10 protein-coding genes are annotated in these 16,949 nt (G+C 69.8%); 2 read left to right on the top strand and 8 right to left on the bottom strand.

Annotated features, from left to right (window positions below; translation table 11 throughout):
• Positions 1 to 184: 184 nt before the first annotated feature.
• Positions 185 to 1,666: an ELWxxDGT repeat protein gene (locus FL344_RS01555; RefSeq protein ID WP_228564680.1), complete on the bottom strand. Its 1,482-nt coding sequence runs from the start codon at positions 1,664 to 1,666 to the stop codon at positions 185 to 187.
• 193 nt (positions 1,667 to 1,859) lie between these two features.
• On the opposite strand from FL344_RS01555, the gene FL344_RS01550 reads away from it, so the two are divergent.
• Together FL344_RS01550 and FL344_RS01545 are read left to right on the top strand one after the other, a co-directional pair.
• A complete protein-coding gene (locus FL344_RS01550) occupies positions 1,860 to 3,782 on the top strand; it encodes a membrane dipeptidase (RefSeq protein ID WP_141617228.1) in 1,923 nt (640 codons plus the stop codon).
• Positions 3,783 to 3,947: 165 nt separating this feature from the next.
• Positions 3,948 to 4,763: a siderophore-interacting protein gene (locus FL344_RS01545; RefSeq protein WP_141590405.1), complete on the top strand. Its 816-nt coding sequence runs from the start codon at positions 3,948 to 3,950 to the stop codon at positions 4,761 to 4,763.
• Here FL344_RS01545 and mxcL read toward each other — a convergent pair.
• From mxcL to dhbC, 7 genes are read right to left on the bottom strand one after another with little or no spacing between them, the layout of a single operon-like run.
• Positions 4,760 to 6,034, bottom strand: coding sequence for a myxochelin B biosynthesis transaminase MxcL (gene mxcL, locus FL344_RS01540; protein ID WP_141617227.1), 1,275 nt, complete (start codon positions 6,032 to 6,034; stop codon positions 4,760 to 4,762). The genes FL344_RS01545 and mxcL overlap by 4 nt on opposite strands.
• Positions 6,035 to 6,072: 38 nt before the next feature.
• The gene (mxcK, locus tag FL344_RS01535; RefSeq protein ID WP_194862944.1) at positions 6,073 to 7,299 is read right to left on the bottom strand and encodes a myxochelin export MFS transporter MxcK; all 1,227 of its coding nucleotides are present in this window, start codon (positions 7,297 to 7,299) and stop codon (positions 6,073 to 6,075) included.
• 16 nt (positions 7,300 to 7,315) lie between these two features.
• The gene (locus tag FL344_RS01530) at positions 7,316 to 8,668 is read right to left on the bottom strand and encodes a class II 3-deoxy-7-phosphoheptulonate synthase (RefSeq protein ID WP_141590408.1); all 1,353 of its coding nucleotides are present in this window, start codon (positions 8,666 to 8,668) and stop codon (positions 7,316 to 7,318) included.
• Positions 8,665 to 13,005, bottom strand: a complete 4,341-nt coding sequence (mxcG, locus tag FL344_RS01525) for a myxochelin non-ribosomal peptide synthetase MxcG (protein WP_141617225.1) — start codon at positions 13,003 to 13,005, stop codon at positions 8,665 to 8,667. The genes FL344_RS01530 and mxcG overlap by 4 nt, the downstream gene beginning before the upstream one ends.
• A 60-nt stretch (positions 13,006 to 13,065) precedes the next feature.
• On the bottom strand, positions 13,066 to 13,965 hold the full coding sequence (locus tag FL344_RS01520; RefSeq protein WP_141617224.1) for an isochorismatase family protein: 900 nt from the start codon (positions 13,963 to 13,965) through the stop codon (positions 13,066 to 13,068).
• 12 nt (positions 13,966 to 13,977) lie between these two features.
• Positions 13,978 to 15,624 carry a (2,3-dihydroxybenzoyl)adenylate synthase gene (locus tag FL344_RS01515; protein ID WP_141617223.1) on the bottom strand — a complete coding sequence of 549 codons (1,647 nt, stop codon included), beginning with the start codon at positions 15,622 to 15,624 and terminating at the stop codon, positions 13,978 to 13,980.
• Entirely contained in the window at positions 15,621 to 16,865 is a 1,245-nt protein-coding gene (gene dhbC / locus FL344_RS01510; protein ID WP_141617222.1) for an isochorismate synthase DhbC, read from the bottom strand. The genes FL344_RS01515 and dhbC overlap by 4 nt, the downstream gene beginning before the upstream one ends.
• Positions 16,866 to 16,949 lie beyond the last annotated feature (84 nt).

Below are 16,949 nucleotides of genomic sequence, written 5' to 3'. Positions count from 1 at the left end.
ACGTCAACCTGCCGCAGCTGATGAGGATGCCCGCCGCGGCAGTCAGATGCCGCGGCAACACCGCTCCCGTGCCCGGGGGATGCCCTTCACCAGGCGGGTTCCCGCGGAGGTGCCGTCGCTGACCCACAGCTCCGTGACCTGTTCACCAAAGCCAGACGGGGGCGAACGCCATCTCCGTGAGGGCTCAGGGGTTCGCCTGATTGCACTCGCTGGCGGGGCGGAAGGGCAGGGCGTAGAGCTCGCGCCCGCTGGCTTCGTCCTCGGCGGTGAAGAACACGTCCCAGCCGGAGCGGATGAACGCGCGTGGGGCTCGCGCTGTCCCTGCGTCGAGCTTCCGGGTACCGGACACAGTGCCGTTGCTCACCCAGGGCTCCGATCCATGCCCCGTCGTCGCGCCGAAGAAGAGCCAGCCCTGGAAGGCAGTCACCTCGGTCGGAGATGCGCCCTCCGTCCCGGGCACCAGGTCCGCGAAGAGCTTCGTTCCTCTCGACGTGCCATCGCTCACCCACAGCTCGCGGCCGTGTCGGCCGTCATCCGCCGCGAAGTAGAGGTGCTCTCCAAGCACGGCCAGGAACGCCGGCGCCGAGCCCTCCGCTCCGAGCCGGATGTCCTTCACCCGCCGCGTGCCGGACACCGTGCCGTCGCTGACCCACAGTTCCTCGCCCTCCGGGGCGTCCGAGCCCGCGCTGAAATAGAGCCGGCCCTGGAACGCGACCAGGTCGTGTGGGTACCGGCCCGGAAAGAAGCGCAGGCGGCGTGTGCCCTCCGCCGTGCCGTCTGTGACGTAGAGCGTGGCCTCGCCTTTGTCGGGGTCCACCAGGAAGAAGAGCCTTCCACCCGCGGACTTCATGCGGAAGATGACCGTGTCCTCGAAGACCTTGAGGAGGGGCGTGAAGGCCGCGCCGCCTTCGCTTCGCACGAGCCAGTTCTCTTCGCCCACGCTGATGACGAAGTAGAGCGAGCCGTCGTGAACGGCGAAGCGGCGAGGGAAGGCACTGTCCTCGCCTGGGACGAGGTCCGCGACCTCATGGGTGCCCGCGTCCGTGCCATCGCTGCTCCACAGCTCGTTGCCGTGCGCGCCACCCGGCGCGGCGGCGGAGAAGTAGAGCCGGCCCCGGTACGCGACCAGCGTCTGCCCCTCTCCCTGTCCGGCGCCCATGGGAAGCACGCGCTTCACCAAAGACGTACCTTCGGACGTGCCGTCGCTGGTCCACAGGGCGCGGCCATTCACCCCATCGTCCGCGATGAAGAAGAGCCGGTCTCCCACGCGTGTGAGGCCGGTAGGGTTGGAGCCCTCCGGTCCCGGCGCGATGTCCCGGAGCAGCCGGGTTCCTTCGCCCTGTGTGCCGCTGCTCGTCCACAGCTCGGCGCCGTGTTGACCGTCATCCGCGGTGAAGAAGAGCAAGCCATCACCGTGGAGGCGTTCCTGGATGGCTGCCTCCTGGGGGCCGAGGCGAATGTCCGCGAGCCTGCGCACGCTGGTCCCGCAGGGCTCCCACATTCGGTGGTCCGCGGGCCGCCGCGCGGGCGCTTCAGCGGATGACAGGAGCGCGTCGTCCACCGGTGGCGGCTCACAGGCGGCCAGAAAGGTCAGCAGCACCGGGGTCGCACGCCAGGACATCGTCATCAGCAGCTCCGTGAGGTCGAGACCATCTTGGAGCGTCAATCTGTGGATGGTGGGGGCTTGCCCCACCTGCCCATGGGTCCTGAACGCCGTTTGTAACGTGACGCTTCACACCGACTCACCGTGTGACGCCTGTCTGTTTTACTTTCCAAGAAAAAGTTGAAACAATTGAAAAACAGGACACGCTCCTGGTACTTCGAGTGCACCTCCCCGCGGTACCGGAAAGGTGCACTGCATGCAGCGATGTATCGGAGCAGCCCCACGGCGTTTCCTGTCCCTCTCCCTCATGTCCGTCATGGCGCTGAGCCAGGGGTGCCAACCTACGGATGAAGAGTTGCCTGTCGAGGAGTCCGCGATGGGCGAAGTCGCACAACCCGTCTCGGTTCCTGGCTTCGCGGAGATGCACCACCACATGTTCGCCGAGGAGGCGTTCGGCGGTGGTTGGTTCCACGGCAAGCACAACGGCTCCCTGGTGAGCTGTGACGGCGGCTTTCCGGAGAGCGACCACGCGCGTGTTCGCATGGACCTGGGCTCCATGCTCAACGTGTGCCCCAACGCGGGCGGAATCAACCTGAGCGGCGTGCCGGTGCTGTCGCAGATGTTCGGGGTGGGCGGCGCGGTGGCGTCGGAAATCATCGGCGAGGTCGAAGGGACGGAGGGCGACACCGGTCTCCACCTGGGCCGGATGAGCGTGCCCACGCAGTGGCCGCGCTGGGACACCATCGCGCATCAGCAGGCCTGGGAGGGCTGGCTGCAGCAGGCGCATCAGGGAGGCATGTCCCTGGTCACCATCTCCCTGGTGAGCAACGAGTTCCTCTGCAGGGCGCTGCCGTACCAGAACATCAAGCGTCCATGTGACGAGATGGTGGACGTGGACGTGCAGCTGCAGATGGCGCGTGACTTCGACGCTCGCACGCCGTGGGCGGAGATCGCGCTATCGCCGGCGCACGCGCGGCAGATCATCGCCTCCGGCAAGCTGGCCATGGTGCTCTCGATCGAGTCGAGCAAGCTGTTCGGCACCAAGAACTGGCAGTCCGAGCTCAACCGCGTCTACTCGCTGGGCGTGCGCTCCATCCAGCCGGTGCACCAGCTGGACAACCGCTTCGGCGGCGCGGCGCCCCACAACGCCATCTTCCAGGTCTCGCAGTTCCTGGAGAACTGCCACGTGGACACCGACTGCGGCCTCACGGGCAACGGCTTCACGCTGGGCTTCGACGTGGACGCCAACTGCAAGAACACCAAGGGCCTGACGTCCGAGGGCCGGGCGCTGGTCGCCGAGATGATGAACAAGGGCATGCTCGTCGACGTGGCGCACATGTCCGAGCGCTCCGTGGACGACACGTTCGCCATCGCCCAGAGCCGCAACTACTACCCCATGTACATCTCCCACGGTCATTTCCGTGAGGTGATGCACCCGGGGCTCGCCGCCAACGAGAAGACGACGCCCGCGTCCGTCATCCGCTACCTGCGCCAGACGGGCGGCATGTTCGGCCTGCGCACCGCGCACGACGAGACGCGCGACTACACCCGCACGCCGGTCGCCAACAACTGCCAGGGCTCCACGCGCTCGCTGGCGCAGGCCTACGAGTTCGGCCGCCTGGGTCTCAAGGTGAACATGGGCTTCGGCGCGGACCTCAACGGCTTCATCCAGCAGACCCGCCCGCGGTTCGGCCCCCACGGCGCCTGCTCGGCCGGCTTCGCCGCGGAGGCGGCGTTCCAGGCCCAGCAGCAGCTCACCGCTGGCCCGCCGCCGCTGGGCACGGACTTCGACAACTACGGCCTGGCCCACGTGGGCCTGCTGCCGGACGTGGTGCGTGACCTGAAGCAGCTCGGCGTCAACACCACGGGCCTGGAGGGCTCGTCCGAGACGTTCATCCGGATGTGGGAGCGGGCCACCGGCACGCGCGCCGGCATGGCGGACAGCGCGACGAACATCGACACCAGCGGTGTGGCGGCCTACGTGCCGAAGGAGACCCGCGCGGCCCAGTATCCGACCAGCTCCACCTGCACCAACGACAGCGACTGCGCCAGCACCCAGTACTGCGGCTGGGGGCTCAACGCCGGCAAGTGCCAGAACAAGAAGCCCAAGGGCGCCATCTGCGGCAGCGCCCGGGAGTGCCTGTCCAACAACTGCCGGTGGACCCTGACCTGCGGCTGAGGTCGCTTGCTGGCATGTGAGCAAGCCGTGTCAACCCACATGCCAGACGTCCCCGCGGCTGGCCGTTCGCTGAGCGGCGGCCACCGCGGGGCTCCTTCATTCGTTGCCCGTCTGGGGGCTTCATGGTATCGAAAATGATAGTCAATATCGATAACTGGAGCTTTCGTGACGACGACGACTGAGCGTGTCTATCGGCGGGGACCGTTCCCCGTGAAGTTCCGTCTCTTGGAGGTGAAGCGGGTGACGCGGGTGACGCCGCAGATGGTCCGCATCACCCTTGCGGGCGAGGACCTGGAGGGCTTCTACAGCCCCGGCGCGGACGACCACGTGAAGCTGCTGTTCCCGGAGGAGGGCAAGCGCATGCCTGTCATCCCCACGGTGACGCCCACGGGGTTGGTGCTGAAGGAAGGCGAGCGCAAGCCGGACGCGCGTGACTACACGCCGCGCCGCTATGACGCCGCGGCAGGCGAGCTGGACATCGACTTCGTGGTGCACGGCACGGGGCCCGCGACGACGTGGGCGAGCAAGGCACAGGTGGGTGACCTGCTGGCCGTGGGTGGGCCGCGCGGCTCCACGTTCGTGGCGCAGGACTTCAGTTGGTACCTGCTCGCGGGCGATCAGTCAGCGCTGCCGGCCATTGGCCGCATCCTGGAGGAGCTGCCGGAGGGGACGCGCGCCATCGTGTTCTGCGAAGTCCCGGACGCGTCCGAGGAGCAGCAGTTCACCACCCGCGCCAACGCGACGGTGACGTGGCTGCACCGCAACGGCGTGGAGGCGGGGCACTCGGACGTGCTGCAGCAGGCCATCCGTGGGCTGGAGTTCCCCGAGGGGGACTACTTCGCCTGGGTGGCGGGTGAGGCGCACACCGTGCGCCCCATCAAGGACCACCTCATCAACGAGCGTGGCGCCAACAAGAGCTGGGTCCGGGTGACGGGCTATTGGAAGCGCGGCACCTCGGACCACCACGACGCGAAGGGCTAGGCCGCCGCCGGCTGCGCGAGGGAGCGGAGGACTGCGCCCGTCATCTCGATGGCGTAGTCAATCTGCTCCTCCGTGTGCGCCGTGCTGAGGAAGGTGACGTCGCGGCGCAGCAGGATGCCCCGGCGGGCCATGCCCGCCTGGAAGGGCTGCATCTGCTTCGCGTGCTCCGCCGGGTCCTTGGCGAACAGGAAGAAGGGAATCGCGTCGTAGCCAATCACGCGCAACGACGAGCCCGCGGCCTCCGCCTGGGCGTTGACGCCCTCGCGCAGCTTGCGGCCCAGGCAGGCCAGGTGCTGGATGTAGGCGCCATCCCGGTAGCCCTTCAGCACCGCCTCGCACACGTACAGCGACAGCAGCTCACCGCCGAAGGTGGTGGACACCTGGAGCTCGCTCAGGCGGCTCAGGTGCTTCGCCGGACCGGCGATGGCCGACAGCGGCATGCCGCCAGCGATGCTCTTGGACAGCGTGACGAAGTCCGCGCGGACGTCGAAGAACTCCTGGGCGCCGCCCACGGCGAGCCGGAAGCCGGTGACGACCTCGTCCAGGGCGAACAGGACGTTGTTCGCGCTGCACGTGGCGCGCACCTGTTGCAGGAAGGCCGGGGTGAGGGGCCGGTTGTAGGGCACCGACAGCAGCACCAGGGCGAGCTCGCTGGCGTTCTTCTCGATGCTGGCCAGCAGGGCCGGCTCGTCCGGGGGCGTGAAGAGCGGCATCCGGAGGGTCAGCGCCGCCAGCGCGGCCGGGACGCCCGGCGTGTCGAACATGAAGTGGTCGTGCCAGCCGTTGTAGCCGACGGTGATGATCTTCTGCTTGCCGGTGATGTGGCGCGCCAGGCGCACCGCGGCGGACGTGGCATCCGCGCCCGTCTTGAAGAAGCGAGTCATCTCCGCGCCGGGGATGAGGTCCACCAGCGTCTGGGCGGCGGAGACCTCCACCGGCGTGGGCAGCGAGTGGAGGACACCTTCCTCCAGGTGCTCCCGGATGGCGTTCACCACGGCCGGGTCATTGTGGCCCAGCATGTTGGCGCCCAGGCCGCCGATGAAGTCGATGTACTCCTGGCCGTCCACGTCCTCCACCAGCGCGCCCTTGCCCTTGGCCAGGAACACGGGGAAGGCGCCGAGCGCGAACATCTCCGGGCGCTTCATCATGGACTGCGTGACGCCGGGGACCAGCCGCCGCGCCTCGGCGAGGAGCTGGTTGGAGCGGTCGAGCTTCAGCTCGCCCTGGATGGGACGAGGCAGGGAAGGGTGCTTCTTGACGGGAGTGTCCATGAACGTTTCCTTCTGTGGGTCGAGACGGAGACTGCGATTCACCGAGGCGTGGGCGCCGCGTTGAGCGGGACGGCGCTACGGCCAAAGGTCCAGAGGATGAAGAGCGAGACGGTGGTGACGCCCACGGCGAGCCATCCGGCCAGCCCGAAGCCCACCAGCTCACCGCCAGGCGTGGTGGCCAGCATCAGGCCGCTGGCCCACGCCGCGAGCCCGGAGGCACCGTCACTGGCGGCCATGTTCATGGCCATGTACCGCCCACGCAGCGGCGGCGGCACCTTCGCGGAGATCAACGCGATGGTGGGGATGGGCCGCGTGGACGTCAGGGACATGAAGAGGACGAAGGCGACCATCACCACCGGCAGCGGAGCGGCGGGAAGGTGCGTGAAGCCCAGGTGCGGCACCATGGTGCCCACCAGCAACAGCCCGAGCACCCGGGCGGGGCCAAACCGGTCCACCCAGCGGCCCACCTGACGCGCCGCGAGCAGCGTGGCGGCGCCGCCAGCCAGGTACACCCAGGGCAGGTCGGTCTGCTTCAACCCGAGGTTCCCGACCATGAACGCGCTCAGGTACGGAATCAGCAAGAAGCTGGAGAAGGCGATGCTGAACGTCAGCAGCCAGCCCAGCGCGAAGCCCGGGGTGAAGACCGCCGTGACGGAAGGCGCCTGACGTGCCGAGTCCGTGGTGACATGCGCATCCAGCCGCGGAAGCACGGCGAGCAGCCCGAGCCACAGGAGCGCCCCCAGGATGCCAATGGCCCAGAAGGGTGCGCGCCAGCCGAGCATGTTGGCCATGCCCAGGCTCAAGGGAACACCCGCCACCGCGGACAAGCCGAGCGAGGACATCACCGTGCCGATGGCCTGGCCCCGGCGCTCACCGGGGATGGTGTCCGCGATGATGGACATGATGACCGCGCCCATGAGTCCCGCGCATCCTCCCGCGAGGCTCCGGGCCACCAGCAGCCACGCGTGGCTCTGCGCCGCGCCGCAGGCCAGCGTGGCTGTGATGAACCCTCCCAGGGTGACCAGCAACGTGCTTCTGCGGCCAAACCTGTCGACCCACGCGAGCCCCAGCACGCCCATGGCGGCAGAGGCCAACGTGTAGGAGGACACCAACGTTCCGAACTGCGCGGCTGACAGATTGAACAGCCGCATGAACTCCGGCCCCAGCGGCAGGACGATCATGAAGTCCAGCAAGTGGGTGAACTGCACGCCCGCCAGCAGCAGGATGAGCAGACGCTCCTGTCGCGGTGAGAACGAGGCGGTCACGAAAGGCTCCAGCGATTCAGGCCGCACGGGCTTCGTGCGTGCGAAGGGACGGCATGGATTCGGCGACGAGGAAGGCCAACTGAAGGGCCTGGTCCGCGTTGAGGCGCGGATCGCAGTGGGTGTGGTAGCGGCTGGAGAGGTCGTCTTCCGTCACGGGCTGGGGACCGCCTAGGCACTCGGTGACGTTCTGCCCGGTCATCTCCAGGTGCAGGCCCCCGGGGTGGACGCCTTCCGCGGCGGCGGCGTCCATGAAGCCACACACCTCCGTGAGGATGCGGTCGAAGGAGCGCGTCTTGTAGCCATTGCCGGCCTTGTGGGTGTTGCCGTGCATCGGGTCGATGGACCAGATGACCGGGCGCCCGTCCCGGCGGGTGGCGGCCATGAGCCGAGGCAGCCGTTCCGCGACCAGGTCCGCGCCAAACCGCCCGATGAGGGTGATGCGGCCCGGGATGCCCTGGGGATTGAGGAGGTCCATCAGCCGGAGCACTTCATCGGGCTCCATGGTGGGGCCACACTTGATGCCAATGGGGTTCTGGATGCCGCGCATGAACTCCACATGGCCGCCGTCGAGCTGGCGGGTGCGCTCGCCAATCCACAGCATGTGCGCGGACGCGTCGTACCAGCCGCTGCCGTCGGGCTCGGCGCGCGTCATGGCCTCCTCCACGTTGAGGAGCAGGGCTTCGTGGCTGGTGAAGAAGTCGATGGCGTTGGAGCCGCTGCGAGGCTCCGGGCTGACGCCCAGCGCCCGCATGAACGACAGGGATTCGAGGATGCGGTCCGCCAGCAAGCGGTTGATGCCGCCCTGGGGCCAGCGCTGGGGCTCGGCGAGCTCCTCGTAGCCGCGCTGGGCGAAGGCTCGCAGCAGGTTCAGCGTGGCGGAGGACTGGTGATAGGCCTTGAGCAGCCGGCGCGGGTCTGGCGTTCGCGCCTGGGCGTCGAACTCCATGCCGTTGATGATGTCTCCGCGGTAGCTGGGCAGGGTGACGCCGCCCAGCGTCTCCATGGGACTGGAGCGCGGCTTGGCGAACTGCCCGGCGATGCGGCCCACCTTCACCACCGGCCGGTTGCCGGCGAAGGTCAGCACCATGGCCATCTGCAACAGCAGCCGGTAGGTGTCCCGGATGTTGTCGGTGGTGAACTCCTTGAAGCTCTCCGCGCAGTCGCCCCCTTGCAGCAGGATGGCCTTGCCTTCGGCGACCCTGGCGAGCCGGGCGGTGAGCTGGCGCGTCTCGTCCGCGAAGACGAGCGGAGGCAGGCGGGACAGCTCGGCCTCGGTCTGGGCCAGGGCCTGCGCGTCGGGATAGTCCTCCGGCATGTACTTGACGGGCTTGTGCCGCCAGGAATCTGGCGTCCAGGTGGGGTTCGTCACGGGAGTGCCGTTTCGGTTGGAAGGCGGGTTGCGGGCACGGGCGGCAGCAGGCCCCGCGCAATGCAGTAGTCGAGGTATCGGTACAGCAGCGCACGGTCCGTGGGCGGGCAGGTGATGCCCGTTCCCTCGAGCGCTTGATGGACCCGCTCACAGCGGATGGGGCCCAGGCCAAACGCGGGCACGTCCGTGCCCGAGCGCAGGTCGAAAAAGGCGAGCGTGGATTGGTTCTCTCCGGTGCCGGCGCGCTCCGCCACGCGGTTGCGCCACTCGCCCACGGAGCAGTGCTCCACGGGGTAGCCGTAGTCACGGACCCAGGCGAACAGCTCACGGAGCTTCACCTCGGGCGTGGGACACAGGTTGAACACCGTGGGCGGGCGGGTGTCGCGCGCCATGCGGACGATGGCTCCCGCCACGTAGTCCACGGGCGTCCACACCTCGGCGACGTCGAGCTGGGGCAGCGCGCCCACTGGGATTCCCGCCAGCAGGATGCGCCACACCAGGTCCTGGGGGTTGACGATGGCGCTGTCGGGCGCACCCACCACGCGGCCCAGTCGGTACACGGCCACGGGGAGGCCGCGCGCTCCGGCCTGTTCGACGAGCCGCTCGGCGATCCACTTGCTCTGCTGGTAGCCGTCGCGCAGTCCCGGGTGCGCGGGCACGAAGGTCTCCGGCACATCGGGGCTGAGGTCCGTCTGCGGCGCCACGGCCAGGGTGGAGACGTAGTGGAAGGGCTTGGCGCGGACCGCGGCGGCCAGGCGCAGCAGCTCGCGGGTGCCGCGCACATTCACGGCCTGGAGGCTGCCGTATTCGCGCACCACGCTGACCACGGCGGCGTTGTGGATGACGGTGTCACACTCCGAGGCCAGCCCGTGGAAGCGCGCCTGGCTCAGGCCCAGCCAGGGCTGGGTGAGGTCCGAGGGCAGCGCCACCACGCGCTCCGTCAGGTGTTCGGGGGAGAGCTGCTGGGACGCCAGCGCGGCCTGGATGCGCTCCAGGGCGTGCGCCTCGTCGCGAGCGCGGACCAGGCACACCACGCGCGCGTCCGTCTGGCGCAGGAGCTGGTGGAGCAGGTGCGCCCCGACGAAGCCGGTGGCTCCGGTGAGGACGACCTGACGCAGCCGCGGGGATTCGGCGGACTCCACCGTGAGCTTGGGGACGACGTCCTCGGACAGCACAGCATCGGCGAGCATGCTCTCGGTGAGGCCCCCGGCGTCGGAGGCGCCGTCGGTGCCTTGCTCCAGCGCCTGGGCCAGTCCGGCCGCCGTCGGATAGCGGAAGACGGTGGCGACGGGAATCTCGCGGCCCAGCTCGATGCCGAGCCGGTTGGCGACCTGGATGCTCTGGAGCGACTGGCCGCCCAGGTCGAAGAAGTCATCCTGCGCGGACGTCGTCGTCACGCCCAGCACCTCTTCCCAGACCTTCAGCACCACGCGCTCCAGGGCCGTGGTTCCCGCTGTCGTGGTCGCGGCCTCTTCGGTGGGCAGCAGGCGGCGCAGCTCGGCGCGGTCCAGCTTGCCGGTGCTGGTGCGTGGCAGCCGCTCCGTGAACACGAACGTCCCGGGCACCATGGGGGCAGGCAGGCCGTCCAGCAGGTGCTGCCGTAGCTCCGCCACGGTGGGCGCGGGCTGCGTCGTAACGACGTGCGCGCAAAGCCGGCGCGAGCCGCTGGGGAGCACCTGTCCTACGACGGCCGCGTCGCGCACGCCCGGGTGGCCGAGCAGCGCCGTTTCGACCTCGGACGGGTCGATGCGGTGGCCGCTGATCTTGAACTCGTCATCGACGCGGCCCACGAAGACAATCTGGCCGTCCTCGCGCAGCCGGGCCTTGTCACCCGTGCGGTAGGCGCGGGGGCTTCCCGGCAGGGCGTCGAGCGTGATGAAGCGCGTTGCCGTCAGCGCCTCGCGGCCCAGGTAGCCCCGGGCGAGCGCGCCGCCCAGCAGGTGGAGCTCGCCTTCCTCACCCGTGGGGACGATGCGGCCCTGTGCATCGGCAATCACCGCGCGCACGCCGGGCAGGGGGCGTCCGATGGGCACGTCTTCCCCGGCGGGCGTCACGTCGGGACCGCCGCTGAGCGTGGCGACGGTGGCCACCACGGTGGCCTCGGTGGGGCCGTAGGTGTTGAGCAGCCGGACCTGGGGACCGGCGGAGGCCCGCCATCGGGCGACGCGCTCGGGCAAGGCGGCCTCACCGCCGATGATGACGGTGCGCAGCGAGGGCGGAAGCCGGGCCGCGCCCGTGGACACGCTGTAGGCCAGCTCGTGCCAGAACGCCGTGGGCAGGTCCAGCAGGGTGATGCCATGGGTGGCGCAGGCTTCGAGCAGCCGGGGCACCGACTGGAGCATCTCGTCCGTGCGCAGCACCAGCGTGGCGCCGGCGCACAGTGAGACGAAGATCTCCTCCACGCTGGCATCGAAGTGCAGCGGTGCGAATTGCAGCACCCGGTCGTCGGACGTCACCTCGTAGCGGAACGTCGCGCCCGCCACGAAGTGGGCCAGGGCGTCGTGGTCAATCTGCACGCCGTTGGGCTGGCCGGTGGAGCCGGAGGTGTAGATGACGTACGCCAGCGGCGCTTCCGGCTGGGGCGCCGTGGCCGGCAGCTCCGGGCCGGCGCGCCGGTGCACCGCGAGCTGCCCGGGTGCCTGCGGAGGCATGCCGGCCGTGAGGTCCTTCACGGCGCTACCCACCGTCAGTCGTGGCGCGGCGTCATCCAGGATGGCCTTCGTCCGGGATTCGGGACCGAAGGGGTCCACGGGGAGGTATCCCGCGCCGGAGAAGAGGACACCCAGCGTGGCCACGATGGCGTCGATGCTCCGGGGCAGGGAGACGGCCACCAGCGTGTCCGGCCGCGCGCCGTCGGCCCGCAGCCGCTCCGCGAGCGCCTGGGCGGACTGGAGCAGCGCCGCGTAGGTGAGGCGGTGCTCGCCATGCTCCACGGCGATGGCATCCGGACGCGCACGGGCCTGCTCCTTGAAGAGCTCCAGCACGGGCCGTTGCGGAATCGGCAGGGGTCCGCCATCCACGACGGAGGGCCGCGCGGGGGCAGGCGCCGCGCGCACGGGCTGCTCGGGCGAGGCCACCAGTGACTCCAACAACTGGAGGAAGCCGCGCTGGTGGGCGTCCAGGACGTTGGGGCTGTAGCAGGCGGGATTCGCGTCGAAGTCCACGCGCAGGCCGCTGCCATCGGAGCGTGCGTACATGCCGATGGACAGGTCCTCGACGGGGCCCGCGGAGAGGTTGTGGGCGAAGGCCGGCATCCCTGCGAAGCGCAGGGCGTAGTCGAACGGCATGATGTTGACCACGGGGCCGAACAGCCGCCGCTGGCCGCCCACGCGCTTCAAGTCGCGGCGAAGCTGCTCGTAGCGGTAGCGCAGGTGCGGCCTCATGGCGCGCAGCTCCGCCGCCACGTCACGGGCCATGGCGAACAAGCCGGCGTCCGGACGCACCGGGACGCGCAGCGGCACGATGTTCATGGCCATGCACGGCACGCGGATTGCGGCCGAGCCCAGGCGGGTCATCACCGGCAGACCCAGCACGACTTCGGGCGCACCAGTGTGCTGGTGCAGCCAGGCCGCCGTCGCCGCGAGCACCAGGTCCGGCCACGTGAGCCCGGCCTGCTTCGCGGCGGCCTGCAGCCGCTCCAGGTCCGCGGGCGACAGATGCCGCGTCTGGCGCACGAATCGCGGCGTCATGGGCGCGGGTTCCGCGAGCGTCACTGGCGTAGGGCCATGGGTGAAGCGCTCCACCCAGAAGGCGCGGTCCGCGGTGTGCTGCGTGCTCCCCTGGTAGGCGGCGTCCTCATCGATGACGGCGCGGAGGGAGCCGAACCCATTCGTGGCGGGCTTGCCCGTCACCCGGGCCGTGTAGAGGTCCGCCACGCGGCGAGCCACCAGCGAGAAGCCGAAGCCGTCCAGGGCGATGTGGTGGGCCCGCTGGAACCAGAAGTAACGGTCCGGCGCCGCCTTGAACAACGCCTCCGCGAACAGCGGGCCCTGGCCCAGGTCCACCGTGCGCGTCAGGTCCTCGTGCATCCAGGACTGGGCCTCGGCCCAGGGGTCGGGTGTGTGGCTGACGTCGGCGACGTGCGGTTGCCACGACGCGCGGGGCTGCACGAACTGCACGGGGCCGGAGGCACCGGGGACGAAGCGCGCGTGGAGCGCCTCCGCCTCGTCGATGGCCTGACGCAAGGCGGACTCGAAGTGCTCCACGACGAGCGGCCCGCGGATCTCGATGTACTCACCCGCGTTGTAGACGGCGCTCGTGAGGTCGAACTGCTGGCCGACCCAGATTCCATGCTGGGCCGCGGACAGCGGCCAACCTGCTTCGTGTGTTTCGCCCATCGCCAGGGACTCCCGTGTATTCATGCGTCAGGGGCGCGAGGTGACTCGCGCACTGCGGAGCTACGCGGCGTTCCGGGAAGCGGGCGTGTTGCCCAGGGAAAGCAGCGTGAACCAGTCGGCGAGCGTCGGCCGTTCGGCCAGCTCCACGAAGGTGGTCTCCGCGCCAGCGGCTCGCCACTTCTCCACCAGCGTCATCAGCCGGATGGAGTCCATTCCGCGCTCGAGCAGGTTGTCGTCGTCCCCCAGCGTCTCCGGCGACTCCTGGAGCAACTCCGCCACTTCCGCGCGCACCTGCTCGCGGGTGAGTGTGCTGGACGTGGAGACGGGGCCCAGCGCGTCGAGCACCTGCTGCGTGGTGGTGGTGACGGCGCACAGTTGGGCCGCGTAGCTCAACGCGAGCTGGTGGTGCGCCAGGGAGAAGTCACCCAGCGCGTCGGCGATGAGGAAGGGCCGCACGTCGCTCATGAAGGCGTCGCTGGCCGTCTGCAGGCAGCCGATGTGCGCGTAGATACCGGAGATGAGGATTTGATCGCGGCCCAGCTTCTTCATCTGGTCCATCAGGTCCGTCTTGCGGAATGCGCTGTAGCGCCACTTGGTGAGCTGGATGTCGCTTTCGGCGGGCGTCAGCGCGTCGATGATGCGCTTCTGGTCCGGTCCGCCGTTGATGCCGCCGCCCCAGAAGTCCAGCAGCAGGCCGCGCTGCTCGGGCGTCTGGCCACCTGGTTGGGCCGAGTACACGACGGGGATGCCCAGCGCCGTGCAGTGCTGACGCAGCCGCTGGATGTTGGCGACCAGCTCCGTCACGGGCGACTGGCCCTGCGTGAAGGCCTCCACGAAGTAGCGCTGCATGTCGTGGATGAGCAGCACGGCGCGGCTCGGGTCCGGCGTCCAGGAGACCTTGTTCTTCGGCAGGTCGGTGGCGCCGGGCATGGGATAGGGAGCGATGGCGGGGAGCGCCATGGGGAGTTCCTTTCAGCGCGTCGCGCGCGAAACCGGGGTGGGGGAGGGAGCGCCAGCGAGCACGTCGCGCAGCGCCTTCTTGCTGACCTTGCCGACGCCCGTCTTGGGGAACGCCTCGACGAACTCGACCCGGTCGGGAATCTTGAAGGCGGCCAGACCGCGCTGGCGCAGGAAGGCCGTGAGGACATGGGGCGCCGGCGGCGTGCCGCGCGCGATGACGAAGGCGCAGGTGCGCTCGCCGAGGAACGCGTCTGGAACGGCGACCACCGCGGCGTCGTGCACGTCGGGGTGGGCCAGCAGGTGGTTCTCCACCTCCTCGGCCGCGACCTTGTCGCCGCCCCGGTTGATCTGATCCTTGGCGCGGCCCTCCACCACCAGGTAGCCCTGGGGCGTCACGCGGACCACGTCACCGGTGTGGTAGAAGCCGTCGTCCGTGAAGGCCTTCGCGTTGTGGGCCTCCGCCTTGTAGTAGCCGCGGATGGTGTACGGCCCGCGCGTCAACAACTGGCCCGTCTCGCCCGGCGCCACGTCTTCGCCGTCCTCGTCCACTACCCGGAGCTCGTCGTCCGGGGAGATGGGCCGGCCCTGGGTGCTGACGACGACGTCCTCGGGGTCATCCAGGCGCGTGTAGTTGACCAGGCCCTCGGCCATGCCGAACACCTGCTGGAGCGTGCAGCCCAGCGTGGGGTTCACCCGCATGGCCGCCTCGGTGCTGAGGCGCGCGCCACCGACCTGGAGCACCCGCAGGCTGGCGAGCTGATGCCGGCGCGTCTTGGCCGCGTCCATCCAGACCATGGCCAGCGGTGGCACCACCGCGGTGATGGTGACGCGCTCGCGCTCGATGAGCGGGAACACCGTGTCCGGGCTGGGATTGGGCGCCAGCACCGCCGTGCCACCCGCGTAGAAGGTGCCCAGCACGCCCGGCGAGCTGAGCGGAAAGTTGTGCGCCGCGGGCAGCGCGCACAGGTACACGCTCGTCTCGTCGAGCTGGCAGATGTCCACGCTGCCGCGCAGGCTGTAGATGTAGTCGTCGTGCGTGCGCGGGATGAGCTTGGGCACGCCCGTGCTTCCGCCGGAGAGCTGGAAGAAGGCCACGTCGCTGGGCGCGGGCCCTGGCGGCAGCGCCGTGGGCGCGGCGTACAGGCTGCTCAGCGCCGTGAAGGGGCCCGCGTCACCGGCGACGATGACGTGCTTCAGCGTCGGGCAGGTGCCGCGCACCTGCTCGGCCAGGGTGCGGTAGTCGAAGCCGGCCTGCTTGTCCGCGATGACGTAGGCCACCGCCTCCGTGAAGGCGCAGAAGTAGCCAATCTCCGACGCGCGGTGCGCGGGCAGCGCGAACACCGGCAGCGCGCCCAGGCGGAAGAGGGCGAAGATGACCTCGAAGAACTCGGCCACGTTGGGCAGCTGCACCACCACCCGGTCCCGAGCCTGGATGCCCAGGGCATGGAAGCCGGCGGCAAGCTGGCTGACGCGGGCGTCCAGGTCGGCGTAGGTGAGGCGGCGCTCTCCGGCCACCAGCGCGGTCCGCTCGCCGTGACGCTGGGCGCGCTCATGGAGGAGCTGGCCGAACGTCTCGCCGCGCCAGTAGCCAGCCTCGCGGTAGCGGGCGGCGTCGGTCTCCGGCCAGGTGGGGCAGCCAGGGAGGACGGGGGACGTCATGACGGCACCCCGGCACCGTGGCCCAGGCCCATGGCGTGGAGCATGGTGCGGAACTTGGCCTCGGTCTCCGCCAGCTCGGACTCGGGCGTGGAGCCCACCACGATGCCCGCGCCCGCGAAGATGCGCAGGGTGCGCTCACTGGCCTCCGCGCAGCGGATGGTCACCGCCCACTGCCCGTCACCCGTGGCGTCGCACCAGCCCACCGTGCCGGTGTAGTAGCCGCGCTCGAAGGGCTCGATGGAGCCAATCGCCTCGTGCGCCAGCCGCGTGGGGTAGCCGCACACCGCGGGCGTCGGGTGCATGGCCGCCGCCAGCGTCAGCGAGGAGATGGAGGGGTCGGCCAGCTCACCGGTGATGCGGCTGGACAGGTGCCACATGGTGGCGGTGTTCACGAGCGACGGACCGGCGGGCACGTTCAGCGTCTTGCAGTACGGCCGCAGCGCCTCCGCGACGGCGTCGATGACCACCGCGTGCTCGTGCAGGTCCTTGGGCGATTTCAGCAGCGCGGCGGCGCGCTCCTGGTCCTCCAGCGGATCCGCGCTGCGGGCCGCGGAGCCGGCCAGGGGATTGGCGACCACCTGGAACCCGGAGCGGGACACGAGCAGCTCGGGGCTAGCGCCAATGAGCGTGCGCAGTTCCGCGCCGCGGGTCCCATCCTGCTGGGGGAGGTCGGCGGCGAAGGTGTAGCCCGAAGGGTTGCGCAGCGCGAGGTTGCGCAGCAGCTGCCGCAGGTCGATGGGGGCGGCGGCGTTGAGGTGCAGCGAACGTGACAGCACCACCTTCTGGAGCGGCCCGCTCTGCATCAGCTTCAGCGCCTGCGCGACGCCGTTCAGGTACGCGGCGGGCTCCGGCACCGGCTGGACGGTGTAGCTGGCGCTGAACGGCCGCTGCACCGGGACGTCCTTGTCGAACACCAGCGGCCCGGCGCGCTGGAGCGTCAGCGGCACCACGAGCTGTGCGGGCACCGAGCCGTCGAAGGGCACCGCGCCCACCGCCACGGGGATGTCGTGGTCGGCCTGACGCGCGTCATTCAGCACCGCCGTCACGCGCTCGGGGAGCCGCGCCAGGGCATCCGCGCCGCCCTGGTGCGGCACGGTGGCGAAGGTGCCGCGCGCCAGCAGCGTGCGGCGCGGCGTGGCGAAGAAGAACGAAGAGCCAGCCTCGTAGCTCTCGAGCAACTGCGCGGCGAGTGTCTGCGGTCCCATGGGGTGTTCCTGTTCCTTCGGCTCAGCGGGCGTCATGCACAGGGCGCCACATGGCGGCGCCTCGGTGGTAAGTGGTGAATTGGATCCTAGTAATCATTCTCAACTCTATGGCGGGCGAGG

Source organism: Myxococcus sp. AB036A (assembly GCF_006547355.1).
Lineage (GTDB): Bacteria > Myxococcota > Myxococcia > Myxococcales > Myxococcaceae > Myxococcus > Myxococcus virescens.
Note: the sequence above shows the minus strand (reverse complement) of the source record. Positions and strands in the feature narration are given on the sequence as shown.

What these genes read in the sequence shown, in the direction of transcription:
- mxcL (WP_141617227.1), bottom strand. Translation starts at nt 6,034, where the DNA reads ATGGACACTCCCGTCAAGAAGCACCCTTCCCTGCCTCGTCCCATCCAG.
- FL344_RS01515 (WP_141617223.1), bottom strand. Translation starts at nt 15,624, where the DNA reads ATGACGTCCCCCGTCCTCCCTGGCTGCCCCACCTGGCCGGAGACCGAC.
- dhbC (WP_141617222.1), bottom strand. Translation starts at nt 16,865, where the DNA reads ATGACGCCCGCTGAGCCGAAGGAACAGGAACACCCCATGGGACCGCAG.
- FL344_RS01520 (WP_141617224.1), bottom strand. Translation starts at nt 13,965, where the DNA reads ATGGCGCTCCCCGCCATCGCTCCCTATCCCATGCCCGGCGCCACCGAC.
- FL344_RS01550 (WP_141617228.1), top strand. Translation starts at nt 1,860, where the DNA reads ATGCAGCGATGTATCGGAGCAGCCCCACGGCGTTTCCTGTCCCTCTCC.
- mxcG (WP_141617225.1), bottom strand. Translation starts at nt 13,005, where the DNA reads ATGGGCGAAACACACGAAGCAGGTTGGCCGCTGTCCGCGGCCCAGCAT.